General features: G+C 47.2%; 12 protein-coding genes. 1 reads left to right on the plus strand and 11 read right to left on the minus strand.

The features are described 5' to 3' along the window. Positions 1–92: 92 nt before the first annotated feature. Positions 93–605 carry a hypothetical protein gene (locus FHW36_RS28215; protein WP_145674467.1) on the minus strand — a complete coding sequence of 171 codons (513 nt, stop codon included), beginning with the start codon at positions 603–605 and terminating at the stop codon, positions 93–95. A 121-nt stretch (positions 606–726) separates the two neighbouring features. Between FHW36_RS28215 and FHW36_RS28220 the strand changes: the two genes are divergently transcribed. Next, positions 727–1,266 carry a prolyl-tRNA synthetase associated domain-containing protein gene (locus FHW36_RS28220; protein WP_145674469.1) on the plus strand — a complete coding sequence of 180 codons (540 nt, stop codon included), beginning with the start codon at positions 727–729 and terminating at the stop codon, positions 1,264–1,266. 51 nt (positions 1,267–1,317) lie between these two features. On the opposite strand, the gene FHW36_RS28225 is transcribed toward FHW36_RS28220, so the two are convergent. The 10 genes from FHW36_RS28225 to FHW36_RS28270 form a co-directional block, all read right to left on the minus strand. Beyond that, entirely contained in the window at positions 1,318–2,154 is an 837-nt protein-coding gene (locus FHW36_RS28225; protein ID WP_145674471.1) for a DUF5018-related domain-containing protein, read from the minus strand. A gap of 30 nt (positions 2,155–2,184) precedes the next feature. Further along, positions 2,185–3,912 (minus strand): RagB/SusD family nutrient uptake outer membrane protein, encoded by a 1,728-nt coding sequence (locus FHW36_RS28230; protein WP_145674473.1) that lies wholly within the window; start codon positions 3,910–3,912, stop codon positions 2,185–2,187. Between the two features lie 28 nt (positions 3,913–3,940). Beyond that, positions 3,941–7,240: a TonB-dependent receptor gene (locus FHW36_RS28235; protein ID WP_186452648.1), complete on the minus strand. Its 3,300-nt coding sequence runs from the start codon at positions 7,238–7,240 to the stop codon at positions 3,941–3,943. Positions 7,241–7,439: 199 nt separating this feature from the next. Further along, positions 7,440–8,600, minus strand: a complete 1,161-nt coding sequence (locus FHW36_RS28240; protein ID WP_145674482.1) for a FecR family protein — start codon at positions 8,598–8,600, stop codon at positions 7,440–7,442. A 77-nt stretch (positions 8,601–8,677) separates the two neighbouring features. Continuing rightward, complete coding sequence (locus FHW36_RS28245; RefSeq protein WP_145674485.1) at positions 8,678–9,244, minus strand: RNA polymerase sigma factor; 567 nt, start codon at positions 9,242–9,244, stop codon at positions 8,678–8,680. A gap of 257 nt (positions 9,245–9,501) precedes the next feature. Then, on the minus strand, positions 9,502–11,889 hold the full coding sequence (locus FHW36_RS28250) for a glycosyl hydrolase family 95 catalytic domain-containing protein (protein WP_145674487.1): 2,388 nt from the start codon (positions 11,887–11,889) through the stop codon (positions 9,502–9,504). A gap of 77 nt (positions 11,890–11,966) precedes the next feature. Beyond that, the gene (locus tag FHW36_RS28255; protein WP_145674489.1) at positions 11,967–14,885 is read right to left on the minus strand and encodes a glycoside hydrolase family 2 TIM barrel-domain containing protein; all 2,919 of its coding nucleotides are present in this window, start codon (positions 14,883–14,885) and stop codon (positions 11,967–11,969) included. Between the two features lie 76 nt (positions 14,886–14,961). Next, complete coding sequence (locus FHW36_RS28260; protein ID WP_145674491.1) at positions 14,962–16,539, minus strand: RagB/SusD family nutrient uptake outer membrane protein; 1,578 nt, start codon at positions 16,537–16,539, stop codon at positions 14,962–14,964. An 18-nt stretch (positions 16,540–16,557) separates the two neighbouring features. Then, a complete protein-coding gene (locus tag FHW36_RS28265) occupies positions 16,558–19,893 on the minus strand; it encodes a TonB-dependent receptor (protein WP_186452649.1) in 3,336 nt (1,111 codons plus the stop codon). Positions 19,894–20,166: 273 nt separating this feature from the next. After that, positions 20,167–21,351, minus strand: a complete 1,185-nt coding sequence (locus FHW36_RS28270) for a FecR family protein (RefSeq protein WP_145674496.1) — start codon at positions 21,349–21,351, stop codon at positions 20,167–20,169. Positions 21,352–21,470 lie beyond the last annotated feature (119 nt).

Consider the following 21,470-nt stretch of genomic DNA (forward strand, 5'->3'; position numbering starts at 1 on the left):
GAGAAGCATCTGTAAGCTCGAAATAATACAAAATCCCCTCGGGAAGAAGGGCTTCTAAGAGAAGATTTAAATTCTTATCCACGGTGTCCTATCTAGTTAGATTGCAAAAAAACAATTTTGGGACAATCCCCCAAGTTTTCTACTTGATCCTTGATCCCTTGATCCTTGATCCCTTTCAACCGGATTCTCCTCGCTGCAAACATCCACGCCATAAATACCGCAATAGTCAAAGTCAACAGGGCTTCGAGGACAGCATTCCAGGCATGTGCCAGTATGTTATTTACCTGATAAATAATGAGCAGATAAATCCAATTGATCACACTTGTCAGTAAAGCATATTTAATTCCAATCCAAATGTGATTTTTATTAAAGGTTAAGATATCCCTTCCCGCGTATCTACCTAAAAAATAAGTAACACTAAAAAGAAGTATAAAAAAAGTAACAACAAATATATTTGCCTGTGCTGCTATAAAGAAAATCAGGTCATTAGCCAGGTCTCCCCCGGTTCCCATCATCAGCCAGAAAATTTCTAAAACAATGACGGCAAATAATATCGCAACAAAGACAGACTGTCCTCCTATCTGTTTAGCAGCTTTAGATTCCATAGAAAGAATTAAATAAGATCAACGTAAATGTGGAAGTTAGCTAAAAATCTGGAGTTGTAACCACCGCTTGATTATCTCTATCTTCGTACATTAACAAATTATAGCTAAACCCGTTTCACGAATGATTTACGTAAGCGAACCCAAAACCACCGCTCCTGTTACCTTTAAGACACCGTTACAGGAAATGGTTTATGATACCTTAGAAAAATTAGCCGTACCATTTGAACGGGTAGATAACGATGAAGCGATCACGATGGAGGATTGTACCCGGATTAACGAACAGCTGAATATGAAAACGGTAAAAACGTTATTCCTCTGTAACCGGCAGCAAACCAATTTCTATCTGTTTGTTACTACTGCTGATAAACCTTTTAAGACGAAAGATCTCAGCGCCGCATTGGGCATTTCACGATTGTCGTTTGCGCCGGTGGAATTGCTGGATAGCATGTTAGGCACCTCTGTTGGAGCGACTACTATCTTCGGGGTTATGTTGGACAAAGCGCATCAGATACAAGTGATCATTGACAAAGATATTTTGTCGGAAGAATGGTATGGTTGCAGCGACGGTACTACTACGAGCTATATGAAAGTGCCAATGGATTGGGTTATGCAGGATTTTTTGGCATATGCCGGGCATGTGCCGAAGATTATAGAGATCTAAATGATAACAGAACGGCCACCGCTGAGGTTGCCGTTCTGTTATGTGCATCGTTTACTTCAACGTCAACACTGTGTTAAACTTGCGCCAGTTGGCTGGGTTACCTCCGCTGTAATAGTAATAATACAGTGTAAAGCGCTTGTTTACCGGATCATAGGTAGATGCAGGCGTTGCCTCCTGCTGTATGGCTACCACGGCGTCCGGATCACTGGAAATAGTAACCGTGTTATCTGCGTTCACGTTAATAAAGTAGGTGATACCTGAGTTGTTGAAGTACCAAAACCCGGCGGTGGCCTTCAATTTGGTGGCGCTCACGGTGATCAGGTCTTGCGTGAATCCAACCGGGCAGGTTTGCAGCCCGGCAGATGCATGGTTGAGTGTGCCGCTCTCGAGGTAGGTGCCTTCCCAGGCGTTTACGACTGGCAGTGGGGAGACTACCACCACCCACTTCTTTTTGTTGCCGTTGGCTGCTGTTACTTCATATTCCGCTGGTTTTGTAAAATCGCCGGGCTTGCCCAATGCGGGAGAAGTACCAACGGGAGCAATGATGGCCGCTTCCGGGATGTTGGCATATCCCCAGATTTTGCCCAGGGTTACCTTGGGCTTTTCATTGCGCGGGAAACCGGCTGGGAAGCCAGGTGTTACGTATACCGTGTCATTTGAGATGGTTTTAGTTCTGCTCAACTGTACCGTTTCCACCTGGATACGTGTGTTCTCCTGCGGCGTGCCTTTGTTATCAACAATGGTGTCTACATATTTGTAATACAGGTTAAAGTCGCTGATATCGTTTAGCCCGGAGTTGGTCATCTGCGGCAGGTCTTTTTTCAAACAAGACACCAGCGCCAGCGAACTAAGCGCTACTATAATTAGGTTGATATATTTGTTTTTCATACTGAACAAGATTGAATTAATTAAAACAGGCTACCACCCTGCATTCTGTGAGAGACTCGGCAATGCGATGATCTTTGCCTGCGGTACCGGGAAAAGGTAACGTTTAGGCGTAAATTTCAGCGGCTGTCCATTCTGTTCATTCATCTCAAACACTTGGTAACTTTTACCATCTGAGGAAATGGCTATACCATGTTGTTTGCCATTCAACTCTGGGATGGCCATACCGGTATTTTCATAACCTTGCTTCAGGCCACCGGTAAGTTGCATTCCCCATCTCAGCAATGACCAGTAACGGTCGCCGGTTTCCAGGATCATTTCTATATGCCGCTCTCTCCGGTAATCATTCCATAAGTCTTCATTGGCAGAAATAATCGCATTTTTGAAACCACCGTGTGTCTGGTATGTTTTGGTAATATAGGTGCGTGCTGCGCCTTCATCACCTAAACGGATACACGCTTCCGCATAATTGAGATAGGCTTCTCCCAGGCGGAGTACACTGTAGCAGAAATCTGTAGGATCGGAGTACCAGAGTTTCTTTGCCTGGTATACATATTTTGCAAACAGGTAGCCGGTAACAGAAGCGCCGCCGTTGATGTTACCACCGTTCAGTGGCTGCACATTGGAGGATGCGTTGCCATCGGCTCTCAGGTATGCCCAGTTTCCAAAGTATTTAGAGCTATCGCAGACAATAGAAGCGTAAAATCGTTTATCCCTGTTCTTATACATCTTTTCATAGGCGCTGCCTGCGGTAGTGATATAGGAGGTTTGATCCCATTTCTTCTCTTTACCGTCTGTATCCGTTACCAGGTAATCATCTACCAGGTCTTGTGTGGGGGCATAGTTCATCCAGCCTTCAATAGATTCTTTCAGTGGATATTTTTGCATAGCAGCGGCTGTCAGCTTGGAGCTTATCTGATCGCTGTTGCACACCAGCCATTGCATGGGCGTACTGGTGAAATCTGTATTGGTATTCTTTCTTTCTAATATCAGGATGTTCTCTGTTGATGCCACCGCTGAACTATAGGCATTAAAGAGATTGGAATAGTCGTCGAGGTTGTATTGCCCCAATGCGAAAAGCTTATCGCCCGCGGCTCTTACTGCCCTGTAGTAGTTGTTATCATTGAGATAGGCGCCTGCTTGCAAAGCTACTCTCATCTTTAATGCATAAGCAGCGCCCTTGGTAGCGCGTCCCCGCTCATTGGTTTGTGGCAGCAGGTTAGCTGCTGAGTCGAGATCACTCAATATAAAATCATACGTATCTTTCAGTGAAGAGCGGGGTATATTGAAATCGCTTTCTACACTCAATACCTCCTTTACCAACTGTACGCCACCAAAACGAAATGCCAGGTTAGAATAAATGGCCGCACGTAAAAAAAGTGCTTCTCCATTGAAAGTACTCTTCTGTACAGCAGTAAACGGTGCGGTTGAGGTATTCTTCAGCACCAGGTTCACGCGGCGGATATTTCCGAAGGCACTCCACCCCTCATCGTTGTTACGGTCTATCTGCTCTGTTTTTTCTGATGTAAAAGCGCCACCCCAGGGATGGTTGCGTACACTTTTGGTGATAGCATCATAGTTCCAGGAAAAAATATATCCCATACAGTTGGAGTAACACTCATATATATATCCCTGCGCCAGGTCATAGTTGCTCCACACATCGCTGCCTGTATAGGTATTCAGCGGTTTGGTATCCATTACCCGGTTACACGAAGTAAAGGTGAGGATACACGCCATGATCAGTATTATATAGTATTTCATTGTTTTCAGACTTTTGGATATATAAAAGTTAGAAGCCGACACGGATACCCACCGAGTATGTTTTGTTGACCGGGTAGAAGAAGTTATTGTTATCTGCCAATTCCGGATCAAAGAACTTATCTACCGGTGAAAAGGTGAGCAGGTTGTTACCGCTCACAAAGGCGGACAGTTCATTGAACTGGCTTGTTTTCTTCAGCAGCCGCCTGAAATTATAGGTGAGCGTTACACTCTTCAGGCGTACAAAGCGGGCATTCTTCAACCAGAAGGTACTGGAGGTATAGTTATTATTAGAGTTCATAGTGTTGTTGCCTGCCCGGGGGAATTCAGCCTCCTTATTGGATGACAGCCAGTAATTTTTCTGGAAATCAAAATTGATCCTGCCAAAGCCTTCACCGCCTTGGAGGTAGCCGCCCAGGTATACATTGCGGGTGCCTGATCCCTGGATGAGTGCATCCAGCTTCAGTCCTTTGAATTCCAGGCCGAATGGGATACCGAAAGTGAATCGTGGAGAAGTGGACTTACCGAGGCGCCGGAAGTCTTGCGCATCGATCTTACCATCACCATTGGTATCTTCCAGCCACACATCTCCCAAACTCAAGGCAGAAGACGTGATACGGCTGGGGTTATTCATAATATCATCCAGGTTCTGGTATAAGCCGCGGGAGCCGTACATGGCCGCATAGTAGTCCTGGTTTACACCCTGGCTACGGGTGTAGGGATTTGTGAGTGCTGCGCTGTCTTCGTTTGTTCTCTCCCACAGGTAGTTGAAGTAAGTACAGTTAACACCGATATAACCTTTCAGTTCTCTATTGATATTAAAGTTGTAATTAATAGCTGCATCGAATCCCTCCTTACGGGTAGCCGCATCGGTGAGTACCTGTGGCAGGCCTTGTCCCAAAGGATCGGTATACCGGTAGGCCGGACTGCCGAGGATATTGGTGGTGCGGGTATAGAAATAATCGATGTTACCGCTCAACTTTTTCTTCAAGGTCTCGAACTCGATGCCGAAGTCCCTTGAGCGGGTAGAAAACCAGGTAATGTTTTGGTTGGCGATGGTGAGACCACCTTCGTAATAACCATTTACCAGGTTACCATTGGCTACGTAGGTTTGGGTATGTACGCCATATTGCGGCAGATAAGCATATTTGGTACCACCAATAGCGCCTACCTTACCGTAAGAACCTTTGAATTTGAAGTAAGAAAATACTTTATCGAGGTTCAGGTCATTGTAAAATCCTTCCTCCGATATTATCCAGCCGGCGCTCACGGCTGGAAAGAAGCCAAAACGTTTGGATGGAGGGAAATAATCGGAACCATCATAGCGGCCGGCAAATTCCAGCAGGTATTTTTTAGCATAATCATACTTGATCCTGCCTACATATCCTACCTCTCCCCATTCGCTGGCAGAGCCGTCGTTTACCTGCGTAGCTGCATCTCCGGCAAACATCTGGTCGATAGCGGTGGACGCAAAATTTTTTCGTTGGGCGCTGAACCACTTGTTATTGCCGCCACGGGTAATAGACACCAGTGTAGCACCCAATGAATGCTTTCCGAAAGCAGTATTGTAATCTGCCTGGAACTCTACGTTGTATGCCCGGGAATTACTGCTGCTTTCTGTCAATGAAGGCTTGGGCGTAGGGTAGATAGTGCCGTCCGTATTGTATTGCGTTGCCAGTACACTAAAAGTTTTAGACGGGTTGGAGATAAAGGTATAATCACCCAATGCTTTTAAGGTAAGTCCTTTTATCCAGGGTACATTCCAGGTGAAGGTCAGGTTACCATCGTTGAACATGGTTTCATTCCGGCTGTATCCAGGTGAATAGATCTCGGCCAGGGGATGGTCTACTAATGGTGAAAAACTGCCGTCTTTGTTGAAGGCTTGCTCCAGGGGGCTTTTAGCCACGATATGACTGAAGATAGAACCGGAGCCGGCAGGCGGTTGCGTGCTGTAAGTATAATAACCATTTACCCCCAGGGCAATATTGAGCCCTATCGGATCAAAGGAGGTACTGATTTTCGTATTGTAAGAAAAGCGTTGTACCCGGAATGAATTATTAATATAGTTGCTTCCCTGGTTGAAATATCCCAGGCCGGCGTAATACTTGGTTTCTTTGGTGCCACCGCTTACCGACAGTGCATGATTTTGTTGCCGTGCATACTTTCGGAAACTCAAACCATACCAATCGGTGTTAGGATAATCCGGGTCGGTACCACTTTTAATTTTATTCAACTGATCCTGCGAATACACAGAATATTTTCCGTTACCGGCAGCTTCTCCGATGGCATTACCTACCAATGCTTTGTCGTAGCTATTGATCAGTTTGGGAAAGAGATTGGGCGTATTCCAGGCCATATTATTGGAGTAAGACACTTTCGGCTTGCCTGTTTGCCCGCTTTTGGTAGTTACCTGTACAATGCCTGCGGAAGCTTTGGAACCATATACAGCGGTAGCGGCAGCATCTTTCAGGATACTGATACTTTCGATATCGTTTGTATTCAATGCCGTAAAGGCGTCCTGGTCGCGAATAATACCGTCGATTACATATAACGGGGCGCTTTGTCCGATCAGCGGCTCACCGCCCCTGATGGTCATTGACGGCACGCTGCCTGGCTCTCCGCCGCTAAAGTTGATTACTACGCCGGCCGCGCGGCCAGCCAGTGCTGATTGTATATCTGTATAAGGTGCATCTTTAAAATTGTCGGTCTTCACTGTGGTGATAGCGCTGGTTACCTGCTGCTTTGCTTGTTTACCATATCCCACTACTATAAGCTCATTCATCTTGCTGGAAGCTAATTTCATGGTAATCCGGATGTCTGTCTGCGCGGTTACCGCCACCACCTGGTCTTCATATCCTATGAAAGAGATCAACAGCTGATCGCCCGGATTCGCCACCAGGGTAAAGGCACCCTGGCTGTCGGACACTACTGCCTTCTTCTTTCCTTTCACACGGATAGTAGCGCCGGGTAGAGGGTTTCCTTTATCATCACTGATCACTCCTTTCACCTCGATAAACGGTGCTGCCGGTGCTGTATTTTCCTCTTGTTTGATCACTACTGTTTTACCTACAAAAACATAACTGAGCGGCTGGTCTTTAAAACAGGCATCCAGGGCTGCTTTCAAAGAAACCTCCTGCAGGTCGGCACTTATTCTGCCAATGCCTTTCAGCAGGCGGTCGTTGGCAAAAACCTGGTAACCGCTTTGTCGGCTGATTTCCCGGAATACTTTGGCCAGTGGCGCATTTTTGACATGTAGGGTGATGTTTTGACCAAATCCTTCGGCCGATACCTGCAAACAGGCCGATAATACAAGGAGGCACGTCACTTTCATAACTAACAGGATTTTGGTTGATTGTCGGAAGCAATTCGCCTTCCATCTGCTAACGAGGAATTGCTTATGAAATCTTAATTTCATAATTTCATGTTGTTTAGGTTGATAAAAGCAATTGGTTAATTGGACTATATTCGCCTGAACATTCCGCCGGCAGTGCTGCTACACTGCCGGTTTCTTGTTTTATATAGACTTATTTTTAAGGATTAATAAATACAGTTTTACCATCAATATTGGCTGTTACGCCACTGTAGTCGAGTATTTTCAGGAATTGTGATAAGCTGGCCTCCCTGGAGAGGGATCCGGTAAAATGTTCTGCCGGCGCACCATGGGGGTATTTCACCGTAATGTTATACCAACGTTCTGCCTGCCGCATCATCACCTGGATATCCGTTCCGTCAAACACAAATAATCCATCTTTCCACGCCGTGACCACGTCCATATCCACTTCTTTCAGCACTTCCATATTTGTTGGGGAGAGACGTACCTGCTGGCCGGGAGCCATTGTAACGGCCTGCTGCGACGGGCCCCGGGAAACTTTCACCGCGCCCGAGATCAGGGTAACGCGGATGTCGGGCTCACCGTCGTAGGCATTCACATTAAACGCTGTTCCCAATACCTGCACCTGCAGGCCTTTATCAGGACGTGCTACCACGAAAGGAGCCTGTGGATTAGTAGCTACTTCAAAATACCCTTCTCCATTGATCAGCACTTTTCTTTCCTTACCGGAAAACGTAGTCGGAAAGGTCAGGGAAGATGCCGCATTCAGCCACACCCTGCTCCCATCGGATAATGCGACTGATAAAGGTTTACTCCCGGCGGGGATTGTCAGCGTATTATATTGTATATCGTGTTGACTTCCATCGGCCACGTATACAATGCTGCCACTATCATTTTTCATGATATTCATCCCTGTTTGGCTGGCCACCAGGCCATTGCCGGCACTATCGAGTAATATTTGCCTGCCACCGGCCAATGTTAATACGGCGTGGTTAGCGGAAGGCGCCTTCACATCATGCAACGGCTTACTGGCCGCTACCACTGGGCTTTTATGGCGGTTGTTATGCATCCGGACAGCCCAGAGCCCGCCGGCCAGTAACAATACTGCAGCGGCGGCCCACCACCGGCGCAACAGCAGCATCTTCACCCGGGGTGGCTTTTCAGCGCAGATCTGTTGCTGTAAGCGTTGCCAGGTATCGGCGCCGAACTGCGTTTCACTGCTGTCAGTGAATATCGCTTCCATCTCTCCGGGATTTACGTGGTCGTACCATTCGTGGAGGATTCTTATCTCTTCATCGCTGGCGATACCATCCATGTATTTCCGGGCAAGCTGTTGTATTGCGTCCTTGTCAGGGTGCATAGATCCGGGATTTACTATAATAGATACATGAAACGGAAAGTTGTACGCAGCAAATCACCACTTTTTTTAAAAAAGTTTCACCACAGAGGGAAAGTGGTGAATATAGCGGTACGCAAGGCGCGTAGTTTATTGCGCATGATCTTCATTACCTCTCCGATATAGCGTTCGGCGGTGCGGGGCGATACCCCCAATTCTTCTGCCACTTCTTCAAGGGGCTTGTCCATCAATTTATGGTGGATAAATAGGATACTGAATTTTGCGGGGAGCTCATGAGCGTATTTGACCAGTATTTCCAGCAGTTGTTTATTGTCTAAATCAAAAGCCTCTGAGCTTTCTGCCTGTATCATAGCGCTGGTTTGCACTTCTTGTCTCCGGCCTTCGTTGGCCAGGTGGCGATATACCGCATGCCTCGCCATAGCCGCCAGGTATTGTGGCAACGAAGCAATCATAATACGGTTGCGCTTATGCCAGAGGTTCAGAAATACCTGTTGAATAACTTCGCGGGCCGCCTCTGTATCACGCAGACGTTTGTGCGCAATAAAAAGCAACCATTTCCAATACCGGTTGTAGATCTCATTAAATGCACTCTCATCACCGTTGGCCAGCAAAGCTACCAACTGTTCATCTGTATGGCTGGAATACATTTATCAAAAGGATATCTGGTAAAGAGATTAAAATAACGTGGTGTAACACTGTTTTATCGCAGTGATCTATCTATGACGCTTTGTTAAAACTCCAATTAATTCTGCTATCTTCCTAATATAATATTGTCACTTTTTTATAGTTTTTTAGCGACAATTATTTACATCGATTGTAGTACTGTTTATCAACAATGGCAATAAAAAAAGGCCGTCCTGAAAAGAACGGCCTGTTACATCTGCTTCACGAGTTATAAAAAAAGTTATCTCCACTGTAGTTGATGATTAAAATGGTATTGCTTTCCTGCCATCATTTTGATAGTGACCGACTTACTGCCATAAACAAATTCGCAGTTGTCATTAGGGCCAGCATGTACCACTGCGCTTACCAATGTGCCATGAGCCCAGGTGATGTCGAGTTTATGGCCACCATGTATCCGTAATCCGGATAATGTTCCACCGGGGAAGCTATTGGGACAGGCTGGCAGCAACTCCACCTTTCCCGGTTGCGAAAACACGAGCATATCCGACAGCAGACGTTGTAAGCTCAGTGCTGCATCGAGGTTATAAATGGAATGCTCCGGGTTATGCGAGGTGATCAATCCATTGTATACATAATGTCTTTGTGCGAATCGTTGCAGATTGGTAGCCACTTTTGCCGTATCATGCAGGCGTGCCGCCATCAGCGCAAGGTGGATTAATCCATGTGCAGACTCTGTGTCATTTTTAAAACGTTTCGCCAACGCTACCCTGGCAGCCTGTAGCAACCGGGGATCGTTGCTGCTTTGCAGGAACTCCGTTCCCGGAAATACCGGGTATAAGTGCGAGTTATGCCGGTGGGCATAGTTATCCGGGTAATCCGGTGGTGCCCATTCTGCCAGTGCGCCATCCGCATTGATGCGGTAAGGCACTATATGATCATGGTAGTACTGCCATTTGTCTGTTTGGGCTTTGTCCAGCTTGAACAATCGACCTAGTTTCAGCAGGTGGTCAAATACTTCACGTGCTACGGCAATATCGATAGTCGCGTCTTTCGACAGGGTAGTTTCGTTATTGCCCACATTATTCTCGGGGGAAATACCGGGAGAGATGTGATAATAACCGTCTTTTTCTTTGGTAAGATAATCCTCGTAGAATTGCGCCATTTCCTCATATAACGGCAACACCCGTTGACGGAGGAAGGTGGTATCACCGGTGAGCATGCCATGTTCATAGAAGGGCATGAGGTTCCAGCCGGCGCCGGAGGGCCAGTACATCCAGGGATAACCGGCGCCAAAATGATTGAGGTAGCCTTTTTCCGGATCGCTGTAATGAGGAACGAGGAAGCCCCTGCAACCCAGGTAGCTTTTGGCATTCAGTCGCCAGGCGGGCAGCAGCCGTTCTACGTAACCAAAATACGATTCGGCGCATTCAGACAGGTCGCCGGTGGAGATAGCCGATATAGCCAGGTTGACATTGGAATCGAAGACAAATCCTCCATTCCAGGCGGGCGTCCAGCCGCCGCCCCAGATGCCTTGCAGTGGTGGCGGATACTTTCCGGAAGAGGCCATCAGCAGGTAACGCCCCATAGCGTGCATTTGCTCCAGGAATAGCGGTGTAGGGCCTTGTTGATGCGCCTCCGCCAACATTTTTTCAATAGGCATGTTAGCCCATTGTGTGGCGCAGCCCAGGTCGAACTGTACTCTCCGGAACATAGCGGCATGCTGTACAGCATGCGGGCTAAAGAGCTCATCATAACTAAGGGGCAATGCGGTCAGTTCATTTTGCACCGCTACGCGTTGCGTGGTGGCGCCATATTGTAAAGGAGTGATCCGCAGCACCACGAGTATTTCATTGGCATTGCTGACCTGTATACTATTACTGTCGGCCTGCATCTGGCCACCCTTGGTGGTAACGCGGGCCAGGCCTTCATAGCCACCGGAATCGCGGGCATATTGCGCATGATAAGCCAGCCATCCACCGGGACCGGCATGGGTACTGCTCTCACGGAATGCTTTGCTCACATCCACTCCATCTACCTCGCCATGGCGACCAGGCGTTTCATGTAGGGCAAGCGTAGTAAACAGCCTCCTGCCGTTGATACCGCGGATGTGTACCACATTTACATTAGCGGTACGTGAAGAGAATATCTTATACTCCACTCCCCCACCGGCATCCTGCCAGGTACTACGCGCTTCGCCGGTTTCCATGTTGAGCGAACGTTTATAATGACTGATGCTACCCTGGTTATCGGTATGTATATCGAGATCAAATGCCGGATGTGGTGACACCGGCCATGCCTGTGGCGCTCCCATATTGCTCAGCTGTTTGCGGGCCTCATCAGTTGCCAGGGCTGCGGCAGCATCCAATTTACCGGCATCTACCAATTGCCGGACAGCGGGGAGCATCCCTGCAATGTTGGCTACTGCTATCTTATTGCGGTCCCATGCGCGGAGCAACAATTCCTCGTGCACACAAATAATGCGCTCCTTACCAGGTGTTCCCATCATCATCATACCATGATGGCCGTTACCGGTAACAAAGGCATCTTCCCATTTTGTGGCTGGTTGCGCCGACCAGGCCGTCCAGCGCTCATTTCCGGGTATATGTTTCGTTTGTGCAGCCACCGGTGTGGCAAATAATAACAGGAAGGGAACCAGCTTGATAATCATCTTCCAAATGTATCATTTAGCAGGAGGCTTGTTACTCCGCTGCAAAAATAACAGTGATAATGATCAAAATTGCACAGCTATTTCTTCTCTCCATACAATGCTATCTCCCGGATCGCCACTTTGCTACTCTCTGGTTGAATTCCCGTTACCTGGAAACGTACATACCGCACACCCGGCTGATCAAATGTTACCGGCTTGTAGTCCTGCCCCGAGGCACGTATGGCATTTTTTACCGTAATCCAATGCTCTCCATCTGTTGACACTGTAATACTGTAAATGTACCAGTCGCTGTCTTTTCCCCATACTATCCGGCTGCCGGTGAGCTGATAATTTTCTTGCAGGTCGATAGTTATGTTTAAAGGAAACGCCGTAGTTCCTGCCGTCCAGCCAGTGGTGGTATTATTATCGGTAATAAGCGGTATTCTCTCCTGATTTGTGACAGGCGTTACGCTAACCGGCTTACCAGTAAGCGTAATGGGATGAAGCGCTTCGCTGGCAGCTGTGGTTTCTTTAGCCGCCGCTACTACTATCTTATTTTCATCTGCCCAATGTGGATGTTTACCGTCCGTTACAAACGCTGTATTGGTGGCAACCGTGTTAATTACTTTCTCCACCGACAAGCCCTCTTTTGTTTCCGCATGTATCACGATTTTACCTGGTTGGCAGCTATGGCGAATAATGCCATAGGCAATCCCACCTTCCGTTTGTTGTGGAGAGATACCTGTGGCGGGGATATTTCCTCCAATGAGACTCCCTGCCCCGCTTACGCTGATATGCACCTGGTAAGATTGCCCGGCTGTTTGATTTGCTACCACAGTGCCATTCTTATCGCACACCTTTACATAAAACGGGGTCATCTCCCATCCATTTGCGGGGAATGTTGTCAGCCCTTCGGGGATTATTATTTCCAGGTGATGGGGAGCTAATGGCGTTTGTACCGTGTGTGTGCAAACAGGCGCATCTTTCATCATGCCTACTGCTTTCAGGGTACCGGCTTCATATTTACCGGTATGAAACAGGAAATAGGGGCTGCCGCCTTTAGCAGCCACAAAAGGAGCAGTAGCGGCATTTTCGCGGCGTGTCATTTCGCCCAGGAAGGTATTGTTGCGATATAGCTTTACAGCATCGCAATTGGAAAACACCAAGATATTGCTGTCTTCCGAAGGCTGGTTGTTATAACTGGCAATATACGCCATAGGGCCGTACACTGGGTTATGCGCATCTTGCATGGCTTTCAGCTGATAGTAACCAAACTTCTCATAACGGTCCAGGTCCACTACCCCACTAAAGGCAGTAACGGCATCGGAGCCCCTGGTATAGTCATTATAACTCCACACGAAATAACCACCAATCCTGGGATTGGCATCCAGTTTTCCATGATCCCAGTAACCACCGGCTGCTTCGGATGTTTCACCATTGAGTGCATTTTGCCGGAGGATACATTGGTTAATCATTCCTTTTTCTGTATAGATCCGGGAGGCGCGCAGGCTATTCTCTCCTGCGGCATCCGCCATCCAGGAGTCGCCCCACTCGCGTGTCAGGAAGGGTTGCGATGGCATAGGATCGGTGCCATCTTCGTTGACTACTTTATAGGAAACGTTGTAATAATTCTTACTCCGGCTATTGTAGTCGTCGGCCAGGAATAGCTGGTCTTCCGGCATGTCGGCGTGAGCTGCGGCTACCGCCTTTTCCATCCAGGAAGCCGGTGTGGGCGATTCATTTAATGATGTTTCCCATAAGAAGACTGCCGGGTGGTTTCTATCGCGGCGGATCATTTCACGTATATCCGTCAACGTATGATTGATAAAAGTGGTATCCTTGCTGAAGAATTGCCAGCCAGGTTCGCATTCAATCACCAGCAGCCCCAGCGAGTCGCATGCATCCAGGAAGGCGGGCGACTGCGGATAATGGGCGGCCCGCACCGCATTAAAACCACCTTTCTTTAGTTGTAGCGCATCCAGGTATTGCATACGGTCAGAAGCAGCATCGCCGACATACTGGTAAGCCTGGTGCCTGTTGGCGCCCCGCAGGAATAGTTTGGTCCCATTCAGATAAAATCCATCTGCCTGGAAGGCTAATTTTCGTATGCCCGTATAAGTGAGTATACTGTCTACTACTTTACCATTTCTGTATACCAGTGATACCAGCCGGTAGAGATAAGGATGGCCGGGATGCCACAGCTGGGGATGCGCCACCGTCAGTTGTTGCTGAAAATTTTTATCGTGCTGTGTTTCCACTTTCGCGCGACTGGTAGCTGTGGCGACGGTCTCTCCATTTTTATCCAGGAGCCTGGAAACCAGGGTGGTATTAGCACTTGTGAGATGATTGTTTACCACATGGGTGTTAACTTCCACCACTGCAGCGGCTTCGCTCACGGCAGGATATTTAATAAATACCCCTCCACCGGCTACCTGGTTGGCTTCCAGCGGGTGAGAAATAAATAAGGGATCGGTTACCAGCAAGGATACATTCCGGTAAATACCACCAAAATAATTAAAATCGAGGTGCTCCTGCGGCTTACCAGGCGTGGTGTGGGGATCATCAGTATTCGTTACCCTTACGGCCAATACATTGTCTTTATCAAAAAAAATATGATCAGAAAGATCAGCCACAAAACCTATATATCCGCCGGTATGGGTTTTAATTTTTTTTCCGTTGAGATAGATGTCGCAGTTCATTTGCACACCGTCAAAACACAGGGTTATTCGTTTATTGCGGTAAGCAGCCGGTACCCGGAAATACTTACGGTACCAGCCTATACCCTGGTATACCTGGTTGCCGCCATTGTGTTTCTTTTCTATGCGCATCACGTGAGGAATGCTGATGGCAGCCCAACTGTTATCCTTAAACGAAATATTTTCTGCCCCGGTAGTGTCGCCACGATGAAAAGCCCAGTTGGTATTAAAATTAAGTACAGTCCTGTTTTGTGCGGTAACAGGTAAAAGGGCAAACAGGCAGATAACAGTGAATAATAATTTAGCTTTCAAACGATACATATGTTATCTTTTAAGAAAAAAAATCCCGCGTATTTTGCAATTCGCGGGATTTGAATATATATAAAAGTCGGCTAACTTAATAACCTGCGTTTTGAGACAGTGCCTTGTTCAGGTCTCTCTCTTTCTGCGGCACCGGCCAAAGATAATCTCTGCCCGCATTAAAGGTTCTTGTTTCTACCTTTACATGATCGCCTGTGAGTGTAAGCTTACCGGTGGCAGCATCTACCGTTCCTAACCTGGAACCGTATACTACGCCCGCTCTAACGGTAGGACCAATTTCCCAGCGTTGTACATCATACCAGCGGAGGCCTTCCAATGCCAGTTCCACTCTGCGCTCGCGTCTTACGAGGGTACGCAGTTTATCCTGTGAATTGTACACCGCTCTGTCTACCACCGGCATACCGGCACGTTTCCGGATAGCGTCCAATGCATCGTATACTGTGTTGTCGATTACACCAGATTCTATTTGTGCTTCTGCGTAGGTTAGCAATACTTCTGCATAGCGGATCACGATCATATTCAAACCCGTGTTCCACATATCCGGAAAATCGGACAGGTGAGAAGTGAATTTCTTCTCTATATAAGCAGTTGGAGAATTGTTATTACCGTTGTAATAATCATCCTTGCCGGCCTCAATGGAGTTATAGTATTTACCTTCATACAACTGTCCAGGATATACCACCGTAGCTGATAAGCGGGGGTCCCTATTATTATAGGGATTATTCTCATCATAGCCGGAAGCCGGATCATCGATGGTTTTGCCGTTTTTCATTTCGTAGGCATCCACCAATGACTGTGTGGGGCTCAGGGAAGCCCAGCCACCGAAGCCGGAGGAAGGCATGATACCAATATCGCCATTAGGCAGGTCATTGGCCTTATATTGTACGTCCAGGATTACTTCGCTGTTGTTTTCGTTCGCAATGCGGAACAGGTCCTGATATTTGGGATAGAGGGTATATCCTAATCCCATTACTTTTTTACAATCGGCGATACAGTCTGCATATTTCTTATCATACAATTCCACCCTGGCTTTCAGGGAAAGAGCAGCGCCCTGTGTAATGCGTCCTACATCGGTACCGCTATAGCTAACCTCAAGGTCGGGTGCAATAGCAGCCAGTTCATCAAGCACATACTTACGCACTTCGGCTCTGGGTGTTCTTGTAACGACTGCCGCTTCCTGCGTACTTAAGGTTTTTAGTACCAATGGGACATCTCCGTAAAGCTGTGACATCGTGAAATACTGGTAGGCCCTTAAGAAACGAGCTTCTGCTTTGTATCTTGTTTTTAATTTAGTGTCCATCGACACGCGGTCTACGTTTTCCATGAACCAGTTGCATTTCTGGATTGTTTTATAATCCCACCTGTTCTGTACATTTGGGTCTGCCGCAGAAGCTGTACCATTACCGAGGTGCTGGTAATTATCCCAATACCATTGGCTGTAACTATTATCGCTCACAGCATCCATATAAAGAAGATTGTAATCGCCTTCCCAACCATTATAACAGCCATTTAAAGCAGCAGCAACACCAGCGGGAGATGACCAGAGATTATCATTGTTATATGCATCTGTAGGTTGTTTACTGAGATAATCTTTCTGGCACGCCGTTTCCAGTAAAGAAGCAAAGAGAAATATATATAGTATGTTCCTTTTCATGATCGTTATGCTTATTGGTTAAAAACTAACATTGACACCCAGTGTATTCACCTTTACCTGAGGGTAGTAGTAAATACTGCTAGTATTAGGTGCCTCCGGATCTATCCATTTGTAGAGGTGATCAAATGTCAGGATATTCTGGCCGCTGTAGTAGAAACGTACCTTAGTAAGGCCAATTCTTTTCAGCAGATTTTCAGGGAGTGTATATCCTATCTGCAGATTTTTCAGACGCAGGTATGATCCATCTTTCACCCAAAAAGAAGAAGGGGTACCATTAGGATCATTCTGTGTATAGCTGCTCCAGATACGGGGCAAAGCGGCGCCGGTATTTTCAGGCGTCCAGGTATCCAGGAGCGCGGTGGTAGGTCTTCCAACTGAGCTACCAACCTGGCCGAGTTTACCGCCGTCGATGTATGTTTTCACACCGGCAGCACCTTGCAGGAAGATGCTTGCATCAAAGTTCTTCCAGGAACCACTCAGGTTAAGACCAAAAGTTACTTTAGGGAAATAGTTACCCAGGTACTGCCGGTCGGCACTAGTGATTTTACCGTCACCATCTATGTCTTTATACCTGATATCACCTGGAGCGGTGTTGGAGGACTGTTTAGGAGCTTTGGCGATTTCGTCTGCAGACTGGAAGATACCTTCTGCGATGTAGCCATACAATGCATTAATAGGAAGACCCTCCTGTTGCACTGTATATCCATCAATGATGGGGCCTGTTCCGTGAAGGTCTGTTATTTTGGTATTGATGATAGCGGTATTGAAATTAGCGCTATAAGAGAAGTCGCCTTTTCTGTCGCTATATCCGAGGGAAAACTCCCATCCTTTATTCAGCACGGCCCCCGCGTTCTGTACAGGAGCATTTAATCCATAAGTAGCTGCGGCAGGTACCGTCAGAAGAATATTAGTTGTTTTCTTATTAAAATAGTCTGCCGTGAAGTTAAGCTTGTTATCAAGGAATGTTGCATCCACGCCTACACCGCTTTCAGTGGTAGTTTCCCACTGCAGATTAGGATTGGCTCCATTTACCGGCGCAAAACCAGTGGCAATGGTAGCATTCGTACCACCAAATATATAGTTCTGACCAGCACTAACAGTGGGGATATATGGGTAGTAAGGGAAGGTAGGATACTTGGCGGCGTCGTATGTTTTCACATATTGGTTACCCAGTTGCCCCCAGGAAGCCCTTAACTTAAGGTTGGAAACATATTCTTTTATATTAGCAAAAAAGTTTTCCCGGTCGATGTTCCAACCCGCAGAGAAGGAAGGATACAAGCCCCACCTGTTATCCGGACCAAAGCGGCTGGTACCGTCGTAACGAAGGTTGGCTTCAAACAGGTATTTACCATCATAGTCGTAGTTCAGTCTCCCGAAATAAGACTGTAAGCCCAGCTCATAGGTATACCCGCTGGTAGTCTGGCCATCGGTATAACCAAGGTTTACATCTGTCAGAAGATTGTTAAGGAATCCCTTGCGATAACCATCATCAAAAGTCCCTTTTGTATGTTCCTGTGAATAACCACCCAGGATCTTGAAATTGTGTTTGGCAAACGATCTGCTATACTCCAATAAAGCCTGTTGTGTCAGGGTGTTGGTCAGATAATTTTCATCTCTTACAGAAGAAGGACCCTGGTAGAAGGAGCTGTCACCGTTAGCCGTATAGTACTGCTGATCGGCGATAAACTTCTTATTACGGTTCATCTTCATGATGTAGGCGATAGAGGGCTTGAAATGCAGTCCTTTTATGATTTCCCAGTCAGCGCCTACGTTGCTGATCAGGTCGTAGTACGCATATTGGTTCAGGCTGGCGCCTTCGAGCCATGCCATGGGGTTACCGTCGCCGATAGCGCCGTAGTAACCATTTGCATATTTATAAGGTACGGTAGAAGAGATACGGTTGATCTGGCGTACCAGCTGTGTAAAGTCGCCGGTATAAGGGTTGCTGGGTTCCTTTTTGCCGGTAGAGGTAAAGCCCACATTCGCATTTACGTGTATGTTGCTCCTTACTTCAGAAGTGAGGTTCAGGCGGGCAGTATAGCGGGTAGCATTTGTTTTCTTTACGAGGCCATTTTCATCGAATAAGCCCAGCGACAAATTGTACTGTGTTTTTTCTGACCCACCTGATAAGCCCAGGTAATGGTTTTGCTGAATACCACTTCCTTTATAAAACATACCGAGCCAGTCTGTATTAGGATAATTAAACGGATCGGAGCCATCTTTAAACTTCTGAATTTCTGCTGGCGTATAACGGGCGGTTTTCCCTTCGTTGATCCTCGCCTGGTTAAACAGGGTAGCTGCCTGCCAGGAGGGCAGGAAGTCAGGGAGACCGGTAGCTTTCTGCTTTCCTACATAAGCATTGTAAGTTACCTGTGTAACGCCTTTTTTACCCTGCTTGGTAGTTACCAGGATAACGCCGTTGGCTGCACGGGAACCGTAGATAGCAGCAGAAGCAGCGTCTTTTAACACCGACATGGAGGCGATATCGTCCGGGTTGATGTTGTTCAGGTTGGCGAGGGTAGTGATCACCCCGTCTACTACCACAATAGGATCAGCATTATTCAGTGTACCGATACCCCGGATGCGGATGGTTCCTGCATCGGAGCCTGGCTGGCCGCTGGCAGCAGCAGTAACAGTTACACCGGGCATGGTTCCCTGGAGCGCATTACCTAAGCTGGTAACAGGCCGGTTGGTCAATTCTTTGGTGCCGATGCTGGCAACGGCGCCGGTGAGATTGGCTTTCTTCTGAACGCCATAACCTACTACCACCAATTGTTTCAGGGAACTAACATCTGGTTTCAGCCTGATATTCACCTGTGTTTGGCCGGCGGCTACTTTCACTTCCTGGCTTTCGTAACCAATGCTGGTCACCAGGAGGGTCACATTTTCACCGGTGCTGGCAATATGGAATACGCCACCGGGGTCAGTGATAGCCCCTTTCTGGGTGCCTTTTATTACTATAGATACGCCGGGAACCGGTGCGCCGTTTTCATCGGTTACTTTACCGGTAAGGGTTACCGGCGGCGGTGTATTAGCCACGGTGGCGGCAACTACCGGCGTTTCAGCTTTAGTAATAAATATTGTATTCCCCTGGATGTCGAAGCTGAGTTTTTGATCCCGCAGCACCGCTTCCATAGCTACTTGCGGAGAAGCATTTTTCAGGTTCAGGGATACAGGATGGCTGTCTTTTATATCTTCCTTATCGTAGAAGAAAACATAACCGGTTTGGTCTTTAATAATGTTTAGCACTTTCCTTAAACTCACCTCCTTAGCCGAGTAGGTCACTGTTTGGGCATTACCTTTGGCACTGACCTCCAATGCGGCAAGCAGCAGCATAAACGAAGTTAGCTTCATAACTAACAGGATTTTGGTGGATACGTCCGCATATTTCCAATATTTGCGGGTACCGGAATTACAAATAGCATTTACTTGCATACTTTTGCAATGTTTGGTTGAATTAATAAATAATGTTTACCGACTTGTTTGTTGATTAAACTGAGCCAAAGCCGGGGTAGGACGCCAATCTTTATCCCCGGTTTTTTTCATTTTAAAAATGCGTGGAAAGCCTGCAGGGCTACTGTCAGGACTTAGTTTTATTCATTGTTCAATTATTTAATTGTTCAATAATCAAGGCTGGATAACGATCCTGTTGCCATTTTCGATTCTATATTTGATTCTTGTTTTAGTTAAACCCTTTAATACCTGTGACAGGGAGAGGCTTCTGCCGATTTCCCCGGTAAATGAGCGCTGAGGGACAGCTCCTTCATATTTCACTTCTATATTATACCACCGGGCCAATTGCCGCATAACGGTGGGGAGATCAGCATTATCGAATGAAAAGAACCCGTCTTTCCAGGAAACGCATTCCTGCAGGTTTACGTGGTCTACCACGGCTATTTTATCGGCCTGGGGCGCTATCCTGGCTTGTTGCCCGGGCCGGAGCTGCAGTTGCTGCTGGCGCAGATTAACGCGTACCGCGCCTTCCAGTAAGGTGGTGGCAATGGCTGCTTCGTCTGTATAGGCGTTGACATTGAATTGTGTACCCAGTACTTCTACCACGGTGCCCCTTGTTTTTACCAGGAAAGGCATTTTTTCATTTTTCGCCACATCAAAGAAGGCCTCACCGGTAATAGATACGCTTCTCTCCTTACCAATAAAGGCAGTAGGGTACGTAATAGAGGATCCTGCATTGAGCCATACAGTAGACCCATCGGGCAATACCAGTTTATACTGCCCTCCCAAAGGGGTGCTCATGGTATTATATAACACCTGTCCTTCCGGGTTGGCCGATTCATCATATACCAGTTGCCCGTTGGACAATTTGGTCACTTTTGTTTGCCCCTGGGTAGCCAATAGACCGTTGCTGGCGCTATCCAATGTTATCTGCGAACCATCAGCCAGGGTTAACATGGCTTTATTTCCGCCTGGGGCTACATCGCGTACAGGGGCTTTAGTGGCTACAACAGGCGGTTGCACTTTATGCGGCCGTAGAAAATAGATCCCGGCAGCAGCGATGGCAACGACCGCAGCGGCCGCCCACCATTTTTTCAATGACAGGAACCGCACTGGCTGCTTTTCTATGACTTTATCGGTGTCGAGTATTTCTGTTAATATGGCTTGCCAATAGGTATGATCGTACCCTCCGGCATCTGTTACCGGCGTTTCCGAAGCATGGAAAGCATCCATCAACGCTACTACCTCACCAGATTCATCTGCATGGATCAGGGAAAGCAGCTCCTGGTACTCTTCTTTGCTGGCCTGCTGCGAACGGATACGCGTCAGCAGATATGTAAGTCTTTCTATATCAGGCAATACCGTGGTTTTTAAATGTAATACTCAGTTGATAACGTAGCACAGGAAACATGGAAAAAACAGCCCTCTGTATTTATACGTACCGCCAAATAACCGATAGTACCTATCGGGATAAAAAA

Source organism: Chitinophaga polysaccharea (assembly GCF_007829335.1).
Taxonomy (GTDB): Bacteria; Bacteroidota; Bacteroidia; order Chitinophagales; family Chitinophagaceae; genus Chitinophaga; species Chitinophaga polysaccharea_B.

Bases quoted from the DNA above. Each gene is read 5' to 3' on its own strand.
- FHW36_RS28235 (WP_186452648.1), bottom strand. From the start codon at position 7,240: ATGAAAGTGACGTGCCTCCTTGTATTATCGGCCTGTTTGCAGGTATCG.
- FHW36_RS28240 (WP_145674482.1), bottom strand. From the start codon at position 8,600: ATGCACCCTGACAAGGACGCAATACAACAGCTTGCCCGGAAATACATG.
- FHW36_RS28260 (WP_145674491.1), bottom strand. From the start codon at position 16,539: ATGAAAAGGAACATACTATATATATTTCTCTTTGCTTCTTTACTGGAA.
- FHW36_RS28225 (WP_145674471.1), bottom strand. From the start codon at position 2,154: ATGAAAAACAAATATATCAACCTAATTATAGTAGCGCTTAGTTCGCTG.
- FHW36_RS28220 (WP_145674469.1), top strand. From the start codon at position 727: ATGATTTACGTAAGCGAACCCAAAACCACCGCTCCTGTTACCTTTAAG.
- FHW36_RS28215 (WP_145674467.1), bottom strand. From the start codon at position 605: ATGGAATCTAAAGCTGCTAAACAGATAGGAGGACAGTCTGTCTTTGTT.
- FHW36_RS28245 (WP_145674485.1), bottom strand. From the start codon at position 9,244: ATGTATTCCAGCCATACAGATGAACAGTTGGTAGCTTTGCTGGCCAAC.
- FHW36_RS28265 (WP_186452649.1), bottom strand. From the start codon at position 19,893: ATGAAGCTAACTTCGTTTATGCTGCTGCTTGCCGCATTGGAGGTCAGT.
- FHW36_RS28255 (WP_145674489.1), bottom strand. From the start codon at position 14,885: ATGTATCGTTTGAAAGCTAAATTATTATTCACTGTTATCTGCCTGTTT.
- FHW36_RS28250 (WP_145674487.1), bottom strand. From the start codon at position 11,889: ATGATTATCAAGCTGGTTCCCTTCCTGTTATTATTTGCCACACCGGTG.
- FHW36_RS28230 (WP_145674473.1), bottom strand. From the start codon at position 3,912: ATGAAATACTATATAATACTGATCATGGCGTGTATCCTCACCTTTACT.